The following is a 17,495-nucleotide window of genomic DNA, read 5'->3' on the forward strand; positions in this document are numbered from 1 at the left end:
ATGAGAAAAATATGCTATTAACAGTAATTTTGTGCTCTGATTTCAGGAAATTGCAGTTGAAAATCGATATTCCTGTGGTAAATTCTGAAAAATGGGGGATGGAAAAGATGCCGGATCTGATCCGCTACGGGAAAGTCTGTTTCGAATCGTATACGCCGTTTTACACCGAGCGTACCGAACGGCTGCACTCCATGCTGCTGAACTGCGGCCACGAACTGGCCCGCAGCCCGGAGTACCGCTTCGACGGGCTCAACCGCGGCAACCACAATCTCGTGATCTGGCAGTACACGCTGAACGGCATGGGGCGGGTCAGCCACGGGGGGCGCGAGTATCCGGTTCCGCCCGGCAGCGCGTTCGTCCTCATGGTTCCCGAACCGCACGTCTATTTTCTGCCGCCCGATTCGGCGTCGTGGGAGTTCCTCTATGTCACGGTCAACGGTTCCGAGCTTGTGCGGCTCGGCACGGAATACCGGCGGCGCAACGGCATCGTGCGCCCGTTTGCGGCGGACTCCGCCACCGTTCGCATGGCGTGGGAGCTGCTGGCGGTCTGCCGGGAAAAACGGCTTGCCGGACGGTATGACGCCAGCGCCCGCGCCTATTCGTTCCTGATGTCGCTGATGGCCGAACCGGCCCTTTCCGCTCCGGCCAGGGGAGAGGATTTCATGGCCCGCGTCCACGCTTTCTGCCGGAAAAACCTCGACCGCCCCATCTCCGTGGACGAGCTGGCCCGGGTCGCCGGATGCAGCCGCTGGCATTTCACGCGCCGGTTTCAGGAGATCGAAGGGGTTCCGCCGCACGAATTCATCATCGCCCAGAAGATGCGCCTCGCGGTCCGCATGCTGCAGACCACCGCCGCTCCGGTCAAGGAGATCGCCATGCAGTGCGGCTTCGAGGACACCAGCTATTTCTGCAAGGTGTTCAAACATCACTACGGCACGACGCCCGGCGGCTACCGCAGCGGCGGCGAAAGCGCCGGCTCCCCGCGGCGGGAGCACGGTGCCGGCGTCTGACGGCGCGCACGTTTTTTTTCATATTCCGGAGGAGCGGACGCGACATCTGCCGATCTGCTGCTATATTATAACGAGTGCCGTATGCAAGTTCCCGTCAGGAAACTTGCATACGGCGTCAATGATAAAAAAATTCATTCACGCATTCGGAGAATCCATCATGTGGTTCGGCGTCACCGCCGGTTTCGTCAGCGCGCTGCTGCAATCGACTTCCTATCTTTTTTCACGCCGCTTTGTGCTGAAGCATCGCAATCCGGGGCTGCTGGTCGTCTATTCGCAGCTGGTCATGTTCGGCTTCGGGCTGCTGACGCTGGCCGCGACGCTGCCGTTCGTCCGCGTGCCGCTCAACGGAACATTCTGCATGCTGCTGGTGGTTTTCGTGGCGGCGAGCTGCTCCGGCTATTTCTGTTTTTTCCAGGCGCTGCGCGAGATCGAAGCTTCACGGCTGAGTTCGCTGCTCGGGCTCAAAATCGTGGTGCTGGCGGCCATCACCGTCGCAATCCTGCACCAGCCGCTGAATGACCTGCAATATCTTGCGATCGGCTGTTCGGCCGTCGCGGCGGTCGGCATGAACTTCTCCGGCGGGGCGCTTTCTCCGCGCGGCTGCCTCTTTCTGCTGCTGACGCTGCTGACCTATGCGACAGCCGACTTCGTCGAAACCGCCATGATCCTCATGATGCCGGGAGAAAGCCTGCTGCTGAACTCCGTTGCCGTGACCGGAGTCGCGTTCTCTGTGCTGGGCTGCGTCTCAAGCCTCGCCTTTGTCCGGCTGAAATGGAACCGGAGCTGCTTCATCGACGCGATCCCCTACGCCGCGGCATGGTACCTCGCCATGCTGTTCCTCTTCACGTCGTTCGGAGCGATCGGCGTGCTGTTCGGGAACATCATTCAGGCCGGCCGCGGACTCATCTCGGTGCTGCTCGGGCTTCTGCTGCTCCGGTTCGGTTTTGCCGGGCTTGAGCCGCGGGTCGGCGCCCGGGCGTGGACCCGCCGGGCGGTCATGGCGGTTCTGATGCTGATCGCCATGACCCTCTACTCCTGTGCAGGGCGGCAAAGCTGAGCGGTTCCGGGCCGGAAACCGCGCTTAAAATGCAGCCGTGCGCTTGAAATTTCCGGCTTTCGGGGTTAAATTAACGTAATTATGTTCAAACTCAACTGATTGGAGTCAAAAATGTCCGGGCACAGTAAATGGGCAAACATCAAGCACAAGAAAGAAGCCGCCGATAAGGTCAAAGGCAAGGCTTTCTCCCGAATCGCCAAGGAAATCATGGTCGCCGCCAAGATGGGCGGCTCCGATCCCGATGCGAATCCCCGGCTTCGTTCCGCTCTCGTCGCCGCCAAGGCGGTCAACATGCCGAACGCCAACATCGAACGCGCGATCAAGAAGGGCGCAGGCGAGCTCGGCGACGTGGTTTACGAGGAGATCGTCTACGAAGGGTATGCCGCCGGCGGCGTGGCCGTCATCGTCGAATGCCTGACCGACAACCGGAACCGTTCGATCAGCGACGTCCGCATGGTTTTCGACCGCAACGGCGGCAATATGGCCGGTTCCGGCGCGGTTGCCCGCATGTTCAAGCGGCAGGCTCATTTCACGATTTCCGGCGACTGGGCCGACGAGGACAAGCTCATGGAAATCGTGCTTGACGCCGGTGCGAACGATCTCTCCGTCGAGGACGGCGTCGCCGAAATCTGGGCCGATCCCGAGAATTTCGAAGCGCTGGTCAAACTCTTCGAGGAGAAGGGCATTCCGACCGAAGAAGCCGCGGTGGTCCGCAAGCCGGAAATGGTGACGGAGATCACCGACGTCTCCACTGCGCGTCAGGTCATGCGCCTCGTGGAGCGTATGGAAGACCTCGACGACGTTCAGGAAGTGACCGCGAACTACGAGATCGCCGACGAAATCGCCGACCAGCTCGAGGAAGAGTAAGAGCTTATCAGCGGATAAGCTTTAAGTCTCTTTTCTCACCCGATGCCAAAGGCGGCCCGGAATCAACGGGCCGCCTTTCTCTTTTGCCGGGCCGCCTTTTCCGCAGATGCATCCGGAAATCCGGCCGTACCGTTCTGCCGGCCGGCTTTCGTCCTCCGCATCATTTTTTTGTGAAAAAATCATTGATACATCTTGTACCACTGTATCAATACTGACATAATATGATACAGATACACGAAGGACAAAGAGCGCGAAATTATGAAAAAGAGCAAGGCAGAACAGATCTACGAGAGCATCCGGCAGGAGATCGACCACAATCCTCCCGGCACCCGGCTCGGTTCCATTCGTTCGCTGATGCGGCGTTACCATACGAGCCAGTTCTCCATCACCGGTGCAATCCGCAAGCTTGAGGAGGACAGGATTCTGCACCGCACGCCGAAGGGCGAACTGCTGGTGCGGCCGCAGGGAGAGCCGGCCATGGAACGCATCGGCATCTGGATGCCGGACTGGCCGAGTCCGGTCCACCTTCAGCACGAGGAGAAAATCCGCCGTGAAGCGCTTCGGCACGGCCTTGAAGTCGTACGTATCAATTACTCGCGGGGCTATTCGTTCCGGCAGCTCGAAACCGAAGGGCTCAGCGCAGTTATCGCCATCCTGCTGCACCGGCTGACGCCGCAGGAGGTTTACCACCTCGGGAATGCGCCGATCCCGGTTCTGATCATGGGACGGATCTTCGACAGCATCGAATTGAATTTTGTCAGCACCGATCCGTTCCAGAACGGCATGCTCGGCGCCGGATACTTTTTCCGGCGCGGCCACCGGAAATTCGCCGTTGCGCTTTCGGAGCCGCGCAACGCGATCTGCGACCGCCGGCGCGACGGCTTCCTGGCTTTCGCCCGCGCCACGGGCTGTTCCGTCGAACTTATCGACTGCAAAGTTCACGAGGGGGAAAACTCCGCCATGACGACTCATCTCGTCTTTTCGGAACGGCTGCGCACGAAGACCCCGGAATTCACCGCGCTTTACATGATGAGCAGCGCGACCGCCTTTTCGGCGATTTCCGCGCTGGCCGATTGCGGTTTCCGGGTGCCGGACGACATCAGCGTGATCGCCGCCGACAACGTCGACCAGGCCGCCTATTTCCTGCCGCCGGTCACCTGCATCGACGCCGATGCGGAGGTCTCCGCCGGCAAGGTCATCGGCGCGGTCCTACGCCTCCTCCGGGAGCCGGGACTGCCCTGCATCCATGAAATCATCGATTCCAGCGTGGTCGAACGCGGGTCTGTCCGGACTCTCCCGCATCCGGCCGGTGCGCTGACTTAAACGAACCCACAAGGAATGGAATAAAATGAAAACGAACCGATTCACCCTGATCGAATTGCTGGTCGTTATCGCGATCATCGCGATTCTCGCCGCGATGCTGCTGCCCGCGCTGAACCAGGCGCGCGAAACGGCGCGGCAGTCGAGCTGCCTCAACAACGTCCGCCAGCTCGGAACGGCGATGATGCTCTATGTCGACGCCGGCGACGGCTACTACCCGTCCGAAAAAAATCCGGACGGCACCAACAACAATTACCTGAGCTGGCACGCGATGCTGCTGCCGTTCCTCGGCCGTCAGAACGAAGGCGTCTCAAACCGCAAGGCGGACATGTTCTGGTGCACCTCCGACCCGAATATCCGGAACGGAAAAAATAAGGAGACGCTGTTCACCGACTGCCGCATCAGCTACGGAATCAACTTTTTCCATGTTCCCGGCAGCAAAAGCGTCCGGGCGGTCAAAGCGAGCACGACCGTCGGCATCATCGAGGCCGACACTGATTTGAACTCGGAAAAGCAGGCCGGATACATCCGCGCCCTGAGCTGGGCTGATCCGGGCAATCCGTGTGCGACGGTACGCCACAACGGCGCCGGCAACGTGCTCTGGCTGGACGGGCACGCTTCCGCGGTCCGCAGTCCGAACCGCCTCTGGGACGGGCTCTATCACGAGGGCGTGCTCTACAACAAGTGGTGCGACAACAACCGCTGGACCCTCTCGAACATGAAAGAGTAGCCGATGATCCGGAAACCAGCAATCATCGTATCGCTTTTCGCCGCGCTGGCCGCCGGAGCGGCCGTTTATCCGATCGACAGCTGCCGTTCGGCCCGGAACTGGGTCTTCATTGACGGAGCCGAGTTCGGGGGCGCCAGAGGCGGCGTCGCCGAGGCGCCCGGCGGACTCGCCCTCAAATATGACTTCACCGGCGGGGGCGCTTATGTCGGGATACGCCCGACCTTCCCGCTGCCGGACCTGCCGGAATACCGCATTACCGTTGCGGCGGACCGGGAAAGCTCCGTCAATTACCGCCTGACCGACGCCAACGGCCGAACCTTTCAGGGAGTGCCGGTCACGGTCCGGCCCGGCGGCGATACCGTGCTGACCGTCTCCGCTGCCGGCCCGTGGTCCGGCGCCTGGGGCGGCAGGGAGGGTGTCTCCGCCTTCACTCCGCCGGCCGCCGGACTCTGGCTGACCGTCGGGAAGCCGGGTGCCGCACCCTTCGGCGGCATGCTGCTCGTGAAATCGCTGGCCGGGGTGAGTGACACTCCGCCCGAAAAATCGCTGGCCGGAAAGCCGTTCCGGGAATCCGCCATCGGCTGGAGTCTCGCGGGGGAGTGGCTTCCGCAGTATGAAGGCGCGGAGTTGAAGCTTGCCGCCGTTCCGGGAGAGAACGCCGTCCCGGCACAGCTGACCCTCGTCGAACCGCGGGCCGGCCGCGACGCGGCAACCCGGTTCCGGCTCGACCCGAAGGATGGAGAGCGTGTTCTCCGCTGGAAGCCTGCATTCCCTTACGGTGTCAATCCGCGGAGCGTGACGCGCATCCGGTTCCGGCTCGAAGCCGAGAACGGTTCCGCCGCGGAATTCGCGTCGAGCATCGCCGGACGGGAGGCCGCGTCGCGGCCGGACGCTCCGGAGAACGGCCGCGGCATTCGTTCGGCCCGGACCGGAACCTGCGTCCACTTCAACTATGCGCCGAAACCGGAAGGGCCGTTTGCGGGCTGGTACCCGAGGGCGCGGCTGCTCGATGAGATCGCGGCATGCGGCTACAAATACATCCGCGACGGCCTGTCGGCCGAAGAGCGGCCGGAGGGCGGCTGGAAACTCCGGGAGCATGACGCGGAGACTCTCCGCGCCGCCCGGGAACGCGGCCTCGAGCTTATCGCCGTCATCGATATGTCTGCCGATGAACCGCTCGACCGGTTCCTCGAACGGCTTGCGGCGATCGTCCGCGGCAGCCGCGGTTACGTGAACGTCTACGAACTCGGCAACGAGCCGCACAACTTCGGTCAGTGGCGGCAGACCTTCAGGCACAACGGAAGGGACGGCAGTTGGAACGGCTACGAATCCGACGGCACGGTTTCGGAATGGGTCAGAAAGCATGTCGAATATACGAACGCCGGAGCCGACCTGATTAAAAAGATCGCGCCGGACAAAACGGTCATCGGGCTCGGTTCGAATACGCCGACCAATTTTCACGCCCTGAATCTCGGCGTCTCCCCGCAGCTTGACGGCGTGGTGGATCACCCCTACACCTATTCGCTGCCGCCGGAGAAGGTTCCGTTCGGCTGGAATCTGGCCGAACGGGACGGAATCCGGGTCGGCGATGCCGAAAACACCTTCGCCGGGCTCATCGGTTCCTACCGGGAGCAGTTCCGAAAAACCGGGAAGATGCGCACGGTCTGGATCACGGAATTCGGTTTCACCGGTTTCTGGTTCGACGGGAAGAACGAAACCGGTCTTTACGCGGGCTTCACCGAGGAGGCGCAGGCGGTTTATCTCGTACGCCGCTTCATCGAAGGGCTGGCGCTGCCGGTGGCGGTCAGCTGCCAGTATGATTTTCTCGACGACTACGGTTCGGGCGAGCATGACGCGGAGTCGAATTTCGGCCTGCTTCGGGCGGACTACTCCCGGAAACCGGCATTTTACGCGGTGCGGCGGATGAACATGCTGCTGCACAATGCACAGCCGGATCCGGCTGCGAAAGTGAAGGTGACGGCGGCTCCGCTGCATCGCAGCGCGCAGCGCGGAGAGCTGATCCGCGACTGGGACAAGCAGAGCATCGCGGCGGAAAACGGGGTTCGCGCCTATGCATTCTCCGACCCGGCTGCGCCGCAGGAGCGGATGCTGGCGGTCTGGTCGATGCAGCCGTACGGACGCGAGTTCAACAACCGCGCGGTCACGCTCGAGATCGGAGGATGGGAGAGGTTCGCCGGGCTTCCGGCGGCGGTCGACCTCATCACCGGAGACAGCTTCGGAATTCCGTTCGAGGTGAAGGACGGGCGGCTCCGGATCGAAGACCTGCCGCTGAAGGAGCATCCGCTCCTGATCACGTTCCGGGAGTGAGGGCCGGTTCGCACATGTCTTGAGACGGCGGCGCCTCCGGCCTGCGCCGGAACGGAAAAAATCAATGATTTTACTTGTAAAGTGTTCCTGTTGGTGATATAGTAAAGTTTGTTGGTAAAACTAAACCGGCATTTTGAGAGACCTCGATCCGTGCCTGCGGATCGAACGCGGTCGTGCATCCTCAGTGGAGACGGCCGCCGCACCGAGGGGTTTTCGAATGACGCAGTCCGTTGCGGCTGCGCTCTTTCCGCCTCCCGGACGGGTTTCCGAATTGCGAAAAACATGGAAAGTCCAAATGGAAGAGGCAAAGCACATTTGTGTGTACTCCGGGAGCGCGCATCCGGAATTGTCGCAGCAGATCGCGAATTATCTCGGGATCAGTCTGGGCAAGGTTCATCTTACTCATTTCCCTGACGGCGAGTATTTCGTGCAGTTCGAAGAGAACGTCCGCCGCGCCGACGCGTTTCTGATTCAGCCCACCTGCAAGCCGCCCAATGACAATCTGATGGAGCTTCTGATCATGATCGACGCGGCCCGCCGTGCGAGCGCCGCCCGGATCACCGCCGTGCTGCCGTATTTCGGTTATGCCCGGCAGGACCGCAAGGACAAGCCGCGGGTTCCGATCACCGCGAAGCTCGTGGCGAACCTGATCACCGAGGCCGGCGCCGACCGCATCATCACCATGGACCTCCATTCCCAGCAGATTCAGGGATTCTTCGACATTCCGATGGACCACCTCTATGCGCGTCCGGTTCTGGTTCCGTACCTGAAGAAGCTCGTCGGCAGCAACGGCGTCGTCGTCGCGCCGGACTCGGGCTCCGCCAAGATGGCGATGAACTACGGCGACATGCTCGAGGCCGGATTTGCGGTCGTGACCAAGCGCCGCATCAATGCGACCACGGTTGCGTCGAGCCACCTCGTCGGCGATGTGAAGGACAAGAACTGCGTCATCACCGACGACCTGACCAGCACCGCCGGAACCCTCTGCGCCGCCGCGAAAATCCTGAAGGCCAACGGCGCCGCGAAGATCTACGCGGCCGTTTCGCACTGCATGCTGAGCGAATCCGGCAAGGAGAAACTGCTCGCCACGCCGGAGATCGAGCAGCTGGTCACCACCGATGCGGTTCCGGTCGTCGACGATCTCGGCGGACGCATCAAGGTCGTGTCGGTCGCACCGCTGCTCGGCGAGGCGATCCGGCGCATCCACGACGGGAAGTCGGTCTCGTCGCTCTTCTATATCAATCACTAGATATTACGGCTCATAAAATTACCAAAGAATTAGGAAAGGGGTTCCATGAGCAAAGTCAACAATGAAATTGCGGTGCAGGATCGTAAAGAATTCGGGAAGTGCGCTTCCCGACGCTCCCGCAAAAGCGGAATGATCCCGGCGGTCATTTACAGCAAGGGCAAGGAAGCGAAGGCGATCATGGTCGACGCGGACGCCTGGAAGGTCCTCGCCGGACACCACGTCCAGATGGTGACTCTGGTCGACGGCGCGAACAAGACCGCCGCGCTGGTCAAGGAAGTTCAGTTCAACCACCTCAAGAACTATGTCCAGCACATCGATTTCCTCGAAGTCGACCTGAATGCGGACGTCACCGCCCTGGTTCCGGTCCATGCGCACGGCGACTGCCTCGGCGTGAGCCGCGGCGGCATCCTCGAGTTCGAGCTGCACGAGATCGAAGTGGTCTGCCATCCGGACCACCTGCCGGAATTCATCGCCGCGGAAGTTACCTCGCTCGACGTCGGCGATTCCCTGCATGTGAAGGATCTCGCGATGCCGGAAGGCGTCCGCACCGATCTCGATCCGGAAGCGGTTGTGGCCCATGTCGTCCGTCCGAAGGAAGAGGCCGAAGCTCCGGCCGAAGCGGCGGCCGAACCGGAAGCCATCAAGGAGAAGAAACCCGAAGCCGAAGCGAAGAAGTAAGCTTTGCGGGATGACGGAGTCCGGTGATGAGCAACTATGACGGGAATGAGCGAATTCTGCTGGTGGTCGGCCTCGGCAACCCCGGCGCCGAATACGAAGGCACCCGTCACAACGCCGGATTCATGGTGATCGATCGCCTGCTGGCCGGATTTCCGGCCGGGCGGTTCGAAGCGAGGCATGTGGCGCAGAGTTTCGTCCATGCCGGAATGTTCCGGGGGAAGCCGCTGTTTCTGCAGAAACCGCAGACGTTCATGAATTTAAGCGGGCTGGCGGTGGCGGGATTCGCCCGGAAAGAGGGGATTCGTCCGGAAGAGATTCTGGTCGTGTCCGACGATCTGGATCTGCCGGTCGGGCGGCTGCGTCTGCGGACCGGCGGCTCGGACGGCGGCCACAACGGGCTGAAGTCCGTGATCGCCGAACTCGGGAGCGCGTCGTTCCGGCGGCTCCGGGTCGGAGTCGGCCGCCCCGCTCCGGGCGGGACGATTGATTATGTGCTGTCGAAGTTCGACGGCGCGGAAGCGGAACGGTTCGGGCTGTCGCTTGATGCGGCGGCGGAAGCGGTCCGCGCGGCGTTGGCCGGCGGAATGAGCCGCGCGATGAACAAGTTCAATGCGTGGGCGCCTCCGGCGGAAGACGAGGAAAAAACAAACCAATCACAGTAAGAGGTTTATTTTGAAGAAATACGAAGCTGTATTCATTCTGGACATCCGCAAGACGGATGACGAGGGCGCGGCGTTCACCAAGGAGTTCGCTGAACTGATCACCTCCCTCGGCGGGAAAATGGAATCCGCGACCCCGATGGGCCGCCGCCAGTTCACCTACGAGATCAACAAGCGCAAGGCCGGCATCTACTTCGACTTCATCTTCGAGCTCGAGACCGCGAAGGTCATCGACATCAAGGAGAAGTACAAGCTCGACGACCGCATCCTGCGCAACATGATCCTGATCTGCGACCGTCCGGAGACGGCTGCGGAGGGGCCGATCAAGCTGAACCTTGAATAAGAGCGCATTCGCTCCGACGGAAGTTTGATTTTGGAAGTTTTAACCCTGGAGGCCGAAAATGGCATCACTGAACAAGGTTTTTCTGTTGGGTAATCTTACCCGGGACCCCGATCTGCGCGCTTTGCCGAGCGGCTCGGCGGTCTGTGAGTTCGGCATTGCCGTGAACCGCCGCTACATGTCCTCCAACGGACAGGAGGTCGAGGAGCCGTGCTTCGTCGACATCGTGGTCTGGGGCAGAAGCGCGGAGAGCTGCAAGCAGTACCTTGAAAAGGGCTCCCAGGTGATGATCGAAGGCCGTCTCCAGCTCGATCAGTGGGAAGACCGCAACGGCGGCGGCAAGCGTTCGCGGCTGCGGGTGATCGCCGAACAGGTCCAGTTCCTGAGCCGCCGTCCCGGCGGCGACGGGCAGCAGGGCGGCTACGGTGACGGCGGGCAGAGTTACGGCGGCGGCCGGCAGGGCGGCTACGGCGGGCAGCAGGGCGGCGGTTACAGCCAGCAGCCCCGCGGCAACGGCGGCTACGGCCAGCCGCGCCAGGCGCCGCAGGGCGGAATGCCGCGCGCTCCCCAGCAGCCGCAGGGCGGGATGCCCCGTGCGCCGCAGCCGGAGATGCCGCCGATGCCGGACAACGCTTTCAATCCCGATGAGGGGATGGAAGACGATATTCCGTTCTGATGCCGGATGTTCCGGCCGCCGACGGATGAGAGAAAACAAAAGATTCGCATTTACGTTATAACGAAAGGTATCAAATTATGCAGCCGAAAAGACAAGGTCGCCGCCGTTCGCCGGCGAAGCCGAAGGTTTGCCGTTTCTGCGAGGCGAAAGTCACTTACATTGACTTCAAGGACGCCGAAACGCTGAGCAAGTTCCAGACCGAGAAGGGCAAGATCATGCCGCGCCGGATCACCGGGACCTGCCTCGACCACCAGAAGATGCTCGCCACCGCCGTGAAGCGCGCCCGCATCATCGCTCTCGTGTACTAATTCCTGAAGGGGGAAAATAATATGGCTCACGTGAAACTGATCCTCCTCGATGACGTCGAGAACCTCGGGCTGGCCGGGGATGAAGTCCATGTCGCGCCGGGCTATGCCCGCAACTTCCTGCTGCCGCGCAAGCTGGCCGCGAAGGCGACTCCGGGTACGCTGCGGCTGATCGAGTCGCGCAAGGTCCAGATCGCCGCCCGCCGGGCGCAGGAGCTGGCCGACGCGAAGGCGCTCGCCGAGAAACTGGCCGGAATCGAGCTCTCGATTCCGATGCAGGCGACTGACGACGAGCAGCTGTTCGGCTCGGTCACCGCGCGCATGGTCGCCGATCAGCTGGCCGTTCAGGGGTTCAGCATCGACCACAACCGGGTCAAGATGGACCCGATCAAGACGCTCGGCACGTTCGATGTGGAGGTCAAGCTCCACAAGGACGTGGACGCCACGCTGAAGGTCTGGGTTGTCCGGGGCTGACGCGCGCATGGCGTTTGAAGAGAAAGCCGCGGCCCGCCCGGTTCCCGGGATTCTTCCCGACCGGGCGCAGCCGCACGACCCATCCGTGGAACGGGCCGTCCTCGCGGCGATGCTGCGGGAGCCCAGTCCCTGTGTGGATATTGCAATTGAACACTTCCGGACCCCGGAGGTGTTCTATTCGCATGTACACCGCGAGATTTACCAGGTCATCATCGACCTCTATGCAGATCCCGAGCTCAAGGTCGACATCATATCGGTGGCGCACCGGCTGAAGACGCTCGGCAAGCTTGATGCCGTCGGCGGCGAGCTGTTCCTCGCCGAACTGGACGGTGCGATTTCAACCACGGTCAACATCGAGTCGTGGTGCCTGATTCTCCGTAAATACGCGACTCTCCGGAAAATGATCGATGTCTGCAGCGAGTCGCTTCTGAAATGCTACGACCAGGACGCCGACGCCGGGCAGCTGGTTGAACAGATCGAAACCGATATCTACAAGGTCCGCAACGACCAGGAGAAGAGCTCGAACGTCGAAGTGCAGGATATCATCGCCGATGAATTCCGCGAGCTCATGAAGATCTACAACGGCGAAATCGAAGTCGGCATTCCGACCGGCTACGCGCAGCTCGACGCCTACACCGGCGGTCTGAAAGCCGGTGAAATGTTCGTTCTGGCGGCACGCCCCTCCATCGGCAAGACCAGTCTCGCGCTGAATCTGATCCGGAACCTCGTGCTGCCGACCCGGTCGCCGCATCCGCGGCGGGTGGCCTTTTTCAGCCTGGAAATGACCGCGGCGCAGATCGCGCGCCGCCTTTTGTGCACCGAAGCCGGATTGTCGGAGTCGGTGTTCTGGAACAAGTCCTTCCTGGACAGCGACCTGACCAAGATGACGAATGCGGTTTCCGCATTCCAGAAAGCGAAGCTTTTCATCGACGACACCGGCGGGCTGACCATCGCGGAACTCCGTGCCAAGGCGCGCCGGCTCAAAATGAAGGAGCATATCGATTGTGTGGTCATCGACTACCTGCAGCTCATGCATGCCGACGGCCGCACCGACAGCCGCCAGCAGGAGGTGGCCGAGATTTCGAGCGGAATCAAAACGCTGGCCAAAGATCTGAAGATTCCGGTGCTCGTGCTGGCGCAGCTGAACCGCGAGGTCGACAAGACCGCCGGCGCCGGGGCGCGCCCGAAGCTTGCGCATCTGCGCGAGTCCGGCACCATCGAGCAGGACGCGGACATCGTGACCTTCCTGCACCGGAACCGCGACGATGCGAAGGAGGTTTCGAGCGCCGACCAGAGCGTCGACGCCGAATGGATCATCGAAAAGAACCGTAACGGACGGACCGGCATCCTGAAGCTCCTCTTCTTTCCGACGAAGATGGAGTTCATCGCGGCCGCGCCGTACAAGGAGGAGGACTGCCCGCAGTAGGGCGTTCCCCGGAGTCCCGGATTATCCTCAGGAGTGGAAAGTATCGTGAAATTCGCAACAGTTATCGGCCGGACGCTGGCGGCCCTCGTGCTTTCGGGGGCCGGAGCCTGGGCGGCCCAGGTGGCCGAAGTCAAATTCGACCAGCAGGGGCTCCAGACGCTCCCGGATGAGCAGGTCGCCTTCAACGTCCAGCTGCGTCCCGGCGCGGAGTTCAAGCGCGAAACGCTCGACGCGGACGTCAAGCGGCTGTACAACACCGGGAATTTCGCCGACGTGGTCTCCGAAGTCGAAAACCTGCCCGGCGACAAGGTGCGGATCACCTTCAAACTCCGGTTGAAGCCGCGAGTGAAGCTGATTCAGTTCAAGGGGAACGTGAAATATTCCGCCGCCGAGCTCGGCAAGGAGGTCACGGTCGTCGAAGGCGGTCTCCTGAACGACAAGGCGCTGCGCGAAAGCGCGCAGAACCTCAGGAAGTTCTATAACGACAAAGGCTATACCGACAACAGGGTCACGCCGGTCGTCATGCCGGACGAGGACGGTTCCATCACGCTGACCTTCCAGATTGAAGAGAACCTGAAGCTCCGGGTTCACGACGTGACGTTCGAGGGGGCGGAGCTCTTTTCGCAGTGGGATCTGCGTCATTCGATCGCCAACCAGTATTCGTATTGGAACTGGCTGCCGTTCGTGAACGAATATCTGAACTACGGACTGCTGGACCGGCACGAACTCGATCTCGACCGGGCGCGGCTGCGCGAAAAGTACCATGACAAGGGGTATCTCGACTTCAAGATCGACGATGTCGTGCTGACCCCGGTTCCGGACGATCCGGAGTATGTCGACCTCGACTTCAAGATCACCGAGGGCGAGCCCTACAAGGTCGGCAAACAGACCATCGTCGGCAACACGGTCTTCACCGAAGAGGAGCTGCTGCCCTATCTGCGGCTCAGGGAGGGGGAGACCTTCTCGAGTTCGGCCGAACAGGAGAGCGTGCGCGGGATTTCGGCCCGTTACGGCTCGCTCGGCTATGCCGACATGAGCTGCCGCCCGGTGCGGCACGAGGATTTCGAGAACAAGACCGTCGATATCGTCTATGAGATCACCGAAGGGCGCAAATACTTCGTGCGGCAGGTCATCATCACCGGCAACACCGAGACGAAGGATAAGGTGATCCGCCGCGACCTCGTGATTCATGACGGCGATCCGCTCGACACGCGCCGCATCGACGTCAGCCGCCAGCGGCTGCTCGGCATGGGATATTTCGAGAATGTCGAAGCGTCGGCGGTCGGCGCGGATGCGCTCGACGAAAAGGATGTCGTGTTCAAGGTTCAGGAGAAGCCGACCCGCTACAACTTCCGGATCGGCGCCGGCGCGTCGGACATCAGCAACTTTTTCGGCATGGCCGAAATTTCGACTGACAACTTCGACATCATGAATCCCGGCAACTGGTTCTACGGCGGCGGCCAGCGCATGCGCATCCAGGGCGTGCTCGGCATCGACAACGCCGGCTTCAACGTGGATTTCGTGGAGCCGTGGCTGTTCGACCTGCCGCTGCGTTTCGAGATTTCCGGCTATATGAACATGGTCGATTACGATGAGTGGCGCGAGAACCGCGTCGGTTTCCGCACTTCGCTGACGCGCCGGATCTTCGACGACTTCACGTCGGTCACGCTCGGCTATAAGTTCGAATACGTGAAAATCAATGAAGTGTCGCACCGGTTCAAGGACTACATGCGCGAGAACAGGCAGACCGACGGGCAGCTGGTCAGCCAGCCGTCGCTGACTCTCGAACGCGACACCCGCGACAGCCTGATGGACCCGACCAGCGGCTACAATGCGAGCCTCTTCGGGTCGGTGACGCCGCAGTTCCTCGGTTCGTCGAGCAACTACTACCGGCTCGAGGCCAAGGGCAGCTACTACTACAGCTTTTTCGACAAGGCGATCGTCGCGATGGTCGGCGGCAAGATCGGCACGGTGGCTACGGTCAACCGCGACAAGGACGTTCCGATTTTCGAGCGTTACTTCCTCGGCGGCAGCGATTCGCTGCGCGGCTTCGACTACCGCTCCGTTTCGCCGACCTTCGGCCACGGAAACAACTACGGCGGCCAGACCATGCTGCAGCTGACGGCGGAGGTGACCCACCCGATCTGGGGGCCGATCCGCGGCGCCGTCTTCTGCGATGTCGGCAATGCCTGGAAGAACTCGTTCGAGATGGACCTCTCCGAAATCAATGTCGGCGTCGGTTACGGACTGCGTATCCGGCTGCCGGTAATCAACGCGCCGATCAAGCTCGACCTCGCTTACCCGATCGTGAACAATCAGGACTACGAATCGAACAAACTGCGCTTCCACTTCAACCTGGGATTTTCGTACTGATGAGCGAAGAATTGAAATTTGAACCGACCGCCGAGTCGCTGCTGGCGATTCTCGAGCGGCTGCGGGCCCCGGGCGGCTGCCCGTGGGACCGCGAACAGACGCGCCTCTCCCTGAGCCGCAGTCTGGCCGAAGAGTGCGCCGAACTGCTCGATGCGATCGACCGGGACGACCCGGCCGATATCTGCGACGAACTCGGCGACCTCTTCATGAACGTGCTGTTTCAGGCCGTTATCGCGAAGGAGAAGGGAGAATTCACCTACACCGACATGGCCGGGCATATCGTGGAGAAGATGGTCCGCCGCCACGCTCATATCTTCGGCGACGCCGAGGCCGGGACGGCGGAGGAGGTCACCGATCTCTGGGCGAAGATCAAGGAGAAGGAAAAAGCCGCGGCCGGCAAGCCGCGCGAAACGTCGATTCTCGACGGGGTCGGCCACTATCTGACCAGCCTGAACCGGGCCGAGAAAATCCAGAAGAAGGTTGCGAAAGTCGGTTTCGACTGGAGCGACCAGCAGGGGATTGTCGGAAAGATCGAAGAGGAGCTGGCCGAGTTGAAGGAGGCGATGGCGGAGGGGAACGAGGAGCACGTCGACGAGGAGCTCGGCGACCTGCTGTTCGTGGTTTCGAATCTCGCGCGTTTCCGCAGGCGGGCGACCTCCGAGGAGCTGCTGCGGGCGGCCAACCGGAAGTTCGAATCCCGCTTCCGTTATATCGAGCGGGTGCTGGCCCGGGAGGGCGTTCCGCTTGAACAGGCCGGCGGCGCCCGGCTCGAAGCGCTCTGGCGCGAGGCAAAGCAGAAGGAAAAAGAGACGGGCCGCTGAAGCCCGCGATCATAAGGAGAAGAGAAGATGCGCAATGAATTTCTGCCTTTTACCAGGCCGGCGATCAACGAAGCCGATATCCGGGCCGTGACGGAGGTGCTCCGTTCCGGCTGGATCACGAACGGTCCGCAGAACGCGGCGCTGGAGTCCGGCGTCTGCGAAATTACCGGCAACCGGTTCGGCGTGGCGCTTTCGTCGGCGACGGCGGCCATGCACCTTTTGATGAAGATCATGAAGCTCGGTCCCGGCGATGAAGTCATCACGCCGTCGATGACCTGGGTTTCGATCGTGAACATGATCGTGCTGGCCGGCGCGACGCCGGTTTTCTGCGAAATCGACCGCGAAACCATGCTGGCGACGCCGGAGAGCATCGCCGAGAAGATCACGCCGCGGACGAAGCTCATCATTCCGGTCCACTTCGCGGGCGCCGCGCTGGACCTCGACGGCATCTACCGCGTTGCCGGGGAGATTCCGGTGGTGGAGGACGCCGCGCATGCGCTCGGAACCTATTACAAGGGGCGCCACATCGGTTCGACCGGCGCGGCGATCTACTCGTTCCACGCGATCAAGAACGTGACGACCGGCGAAGGCGGCATGTTTGTCACCAACAATGAGGAGGATGCGGCTCTCATGCGCCGCTGGAAGTTCCACGGCATCGGCATGGATGCGTTCGACCGCCAGAACCGCGGCCGTTCGCCGCAGGCCGAGGTGATCGAGCCGGGGTTCAAGTACAATCTGACCGACATCTGCGCTGCGATCGGCGTATCGCAGCTGTCGCGCCTGGTCAATATCAACACGCGCCGCCGCGAACTTGCGATGCTGTACCGCAGGGAGTTGGCGAACGTTCCGGAAATCCGGCCGCTGGCCGATCCGGACTACGATTTCAAACACGCCTGGCATCTGTTCGTCGTGCGGGTCGATACGCCGAAGATCGACCGCAACAGCTTCATGACCGAGCTGAAGGCGCGGAATATCGGCACCGGGCTGCATTTCCGTTGCGCCCACCTGCAGAAATATTACCGTGAAGTCATGGGGTTCCGGCCCGGCATGCTGCCGGCTACCGAATACAACAGCGACCGGATCTGTTCGCTGCCGCTTTTCCCGGACATGACCTTCGACGACGTGATCGACGTGGTCGAGGCGATCAAAGCGGTTCTGGCCGGAAAGTAATCAGGAGAGCGT

Annotated in this window: 17 protein-coding genes; all 17 read left to right on the forward strand. The window is 61.5% G+C overall.

Translation table 11 applies throughout. From position 1 onward, the window contains the following. Positions 1-107 precede the first annotated feature (107 nt). The 17 genes from FYJ85_RS14370 to FYJ85_RS14450 all read left to right on the forward strand — a co-directional run bounded on the left by FYJ85_RS14370 (position 108) and on the right by FYJ85_RS14450 (position 17,483). Entirely contained in the window at positions 108-1,010 is a 903-nt protein-coding gene (locus FYJ85_RS14370) for an AraC family transcriptional regulator (RefSeq protein WP_158704044.1), read from the forward strand. 157 nt (positions 1,011-1,167) lie between these two features. Continuing rightward, positions 1,168-2,067: an EamA family transporter gene (locus tag FYJ85_RS14375; RefSeq protein ID WP_177996291.1), complete on the forward strand. Its 900-nt coding sequence runs from the start codon at positions 1,168-1,170 to the stop codon at positions 2,065-2,067. 111 nt (positions 2,068-2,178) lie between these two features. Then, entirely contained in the window at positions 2,179-2,934 is a 756-nt protein-coding gene (locus tag FYJ85_RS14380; protein WP_106053714.1) for a YebC/PmpR family DNA-binding transcriptional regulator, read from the forward strand. A gap of 258 nt (positions 2,935-3,192) precedes the next feature. Further along, complete coding sequence (locus FYJ85_RS14385) at positions 3,193-4,257, forward strand: substrate-binding domain-containing protein (RefSeq protein WP_106053713.1); 1,065 nt, start codon at positions 3,193-3,195, stop codon at positions 4,255-4,257. Between the two features lie 25 nt (positions 4,258-4,282). Further along, positions 4,283-4,984, forward strand: a complete 702-nt coding sequence (locus tag FYJ85_RS14390) for a DUF1559 family PulG-like putative transporter (protein WP_106053712.1) — start codon at positions 4,283-4,285, stop codon at positions 4,982-4,984. Positions 4,985-4,987: 3 nt separating this feature from the next. Then, a complete protein-coding gene (locus FYJ85_RS14395) occupies positions 4,988-7,312 on the forward strand; it encodes a hypothetical protein (protein WP_154419305.1) in 2,325 nt (774 codons plus the stop codon). Between the two features lie 295 nt (positions 7,313-7,607). Further along, a complete protein-coding gene (locus tag FYJ85_RS14400) occupies positions 7,608-8,561 on the forward strand; it encodes a ribose-phosphate diphosphokinase (protein ID WP_106053710.1) in 954 nt (317 codons plus the stop codon). Between the two features lie 45 nt (positions 8,562-8,606). Further along, entirely contained in the window at positions 8,607-9,239 is a 633-nt protein-coding gene (locus FYJ85_RS14405) for a 50S ribosomal protein L25 (protein WP_106053709.1), read from the forward strand. Between the two features lie 26 nt (positions 9,240-9,265). Next, complete coding sequence (gene pth, locus FYJ85_RS14410) at positions 9,266-9,901, forward strand: aminoacyl-tRNA hydrolase (RefSeq protein WP_106053708.1); 636 nt, start codon at positions 9,266-9,268, stop codon at positions 9,899-9,901. A gap of 10 nt (positions 9,902-9,911) precedes the next feature. Beyond that, complete coding sequence (gene rpsF / locus FYJ85_RS14415; RefSeq protein WP_158704042.1) at positions 9,912-10,241, forward strand: 30S ribosomal protein S6; 330 nt, start codon at positions 9,912-9,914, stop codon at positions 10,239-10,241. Positions 10,242-10,299: 58 nt separating this feature from the next. Further along, positions 10,300-10,914 carry a single-stranded DNA-binding protein gene (locus FYJ85_RS14420; RefSeq protein ID WP_106053706.1) on the forward strand — a complete coding sequence of 205 codons (615 nt, stop codon included), beginning with the start codon at positions 10,300-10,302 and terminating at the stop codon, positions 10,912-10,914. 77 nt (positions 10,915-10,991) lie between these two features. Further along, positions 10,992-11,222 carry a 30S ribosomal protein S18 gene (rpsR, locus tag FYJ85_RS14425; protein WP_106053705.1) on the forward strand — a complete coding sequence of 77 codons (231 nt, stop codon included), beginning with the start codon at positions 10,992-10,994 and terminating at the stop codon, positions 11,220-11,222. Between the two features lie 21 nt (positions 11,223-11,243). Continuing rightward, positions 11,244-11,693: a 50S ribosomal protein L9 gene (rplI, locus tag FYJ85_RS14430; RefSeq protein ID WP_106053704.1), complete on the forward strand. Its 450-nt coding sequence runs from the start codon at positions 11,244-11,246 to the stop codon at positions 11,691-11,693. 7 nt (positions 11,694-11,700) lie between these two features. Beyond that, positions 11,701-13,119 carry a replicative DNA helicase gene (gene dnaB, locus FYJ85_RS14435; RefSeq protein WP_106053703.1) on the forward strand — a complete coding sequence of 473 codons (1,419 nt, stop codon included), beginning with the start codon at positions 11,701-11,703 and terminating at the stop codon, positions 13,117-13,119. A 45-nt stretch (positions 13,120-13,164) separates the two neighbouring features. Further along, positions 13,165-15,492: an outer membrane protein assembly factor BamA gene (gene bamA / locus FYJ85_RS14440; RefSeq protein WP_154419306.1), complete on the forward strand. Its 2,328-nt coding sequence runs from the start codon at positions 13,165-13,167 to the stop codon at positions 15,490-15,492. Beyond that, positions 15,492-16,313, forward strand: coding sequence for a nucleoside triphosphate pyrophosphohydrolase (gene mazG / locus FYJ85_RS14445; RefSeq protein ID WP_106053701.1), 822 nt, complete (start codon positions 15,492-15,494; stop codon positions 16,311-16,313). Before bamA ends, mazG begins: the two co-directional genes overlap by 1 nt. 27 nt (positions 16,314-16,340) lie before the next feature. Further along, positions 16,341-17,483, forward strand: a complete 1,143-nt coding sequence (locus FYJ85_RS14450) for an aminotransferase class I/II-fold pyridoxal phosphate-dependent enzyme (RefSeq protein ID WP_106053700.1) — start codon at positions 16,341-16,343, stop codon at positions 17,481-17,483. Positions 17,484-17,495 lie beyond the last annotated feature (12 nt).

The sequence above is a fragment of the Victivallis lenta genome (assembly GCF_009695545.1).
GTDB classification, from domain to species: Bacteria; Verrucomicrobiota; Lentisphaeria; order Victivallales; family Victivallaceae; genus Victivallis; species Victivallis lenta.

What these genes read in the sequence shown, in the direction of transcription:
- FYJ85_RS14380 (WP_106053714.1), top strand. Translation starts at nt 2,179, where the DNA reads ATGTCCGGGCACAGTAAATGGGCAAACATCAAGCACAAGAAAGAAGCC.
- rplI (WP_106053704.1), top strand. Translation starts at nt 11,244, where the DNA reads ATGGCTCACGTGAAACTGATCCTCCTCGATGACGTCGAGAACCTCGGG.
- FYJ85_RS14450 (WP_106053700.1), top strand. Translation starts at nt 16,341, where the DNA reads ATGCGCAATGAATTTCTGCCTTTTACCAGGCCGGCGATCAACGAAGCC.
- FYJ85_RS14370 (WP_158704044.1), top strand. Translation starts at nt 108, where the DNA reads ATGCCGGATCTGATCCGCTACGGGAAAGTCTGTTTCGAATCGTATACG.
- pth (WP_106053708.1), top strand. Translation starts at nt 9,266, where the DNA reads ATGAGCAACTATGACGGGAATGAGCGAATTCTGCTGGTGGTCGGCCTC.
- FYJ85_RS14420 (WP_106053706.1), top strand. Translation starts at nt 10,300, where the DNA reads ATGGCATCACTGAACAAGGTTTTTCTGTTGGGTAATCTTACCCGGGAC.
- FYJ85_RS14405 (WP_106053709.1), top strand. Translation starts at nt 8,607, where the DNA reads ATGAGCAAAGTCAACAATGAAATTGCGGTGCAGGATCGTAAAGAATTC.
- mazG (WP_106053701.1), top strand. Translation starts at nt 15,492, where the DNA reads ATGAGCGAAGAATTGAAATTTGAACCGACCGCCGAGTCGCTGCTGGCG.
- FYJ85_RS14400 (WP_106053710.1), top strand. Translation starts at nt 7,608, where the DNA reads ATGGAAGAGGCAAAGCACATTTGTGTGTACTCCGGGAGCGCGCATCCG.
- FYJ85_RS14385 (WP_106053713.1), top strand. Translation starts at nt 3,193, where the DNA reads ATGAAAAAGAGCAAGGCAGAACAGATCTACGAGAGCATCCGGCAGGAG.
- rpsR (WP_106053705.1), top strand. Translation starts at nt 10,992, where the DNA reads ATGCAGCCGAAAAGACAAGGTCGCCGCCGTTCGCCGGCGAAGCCGAAG.
- FYJ85_RS14390 (WP_106053712.1), top strand. Translation starts at nt 4,283, where the DNA reads ATGAAAACGAACCGATTCACCCTGATCGAATTGCTGGTCGTTATCGCG.
- dnaB (WP_106053703.1), top strand. Translation starts at nt 11,701, where the DNA reads ATGGCGTTTGAAGAGAAAGCCGCGGCCCGCCCGGTTCCCGGGATTCTT.
- FYJ85_RS14375 (WP_177996291.1), top strand. Translation starts at nt 1,168, where the DNA reads ATGTGGTTCGGCGTCACCGCCGGTTTCGTCAGCGCGCTGCTGCAATCG.
- FYJ85_RS14395 (WP_154419305.1), top strand. Translation starts at nt 4,988, where the DNA reads ATGATCCGGAAACCAGCAATCATCGTATCGCTTTTCGCCGCGCTGGCC.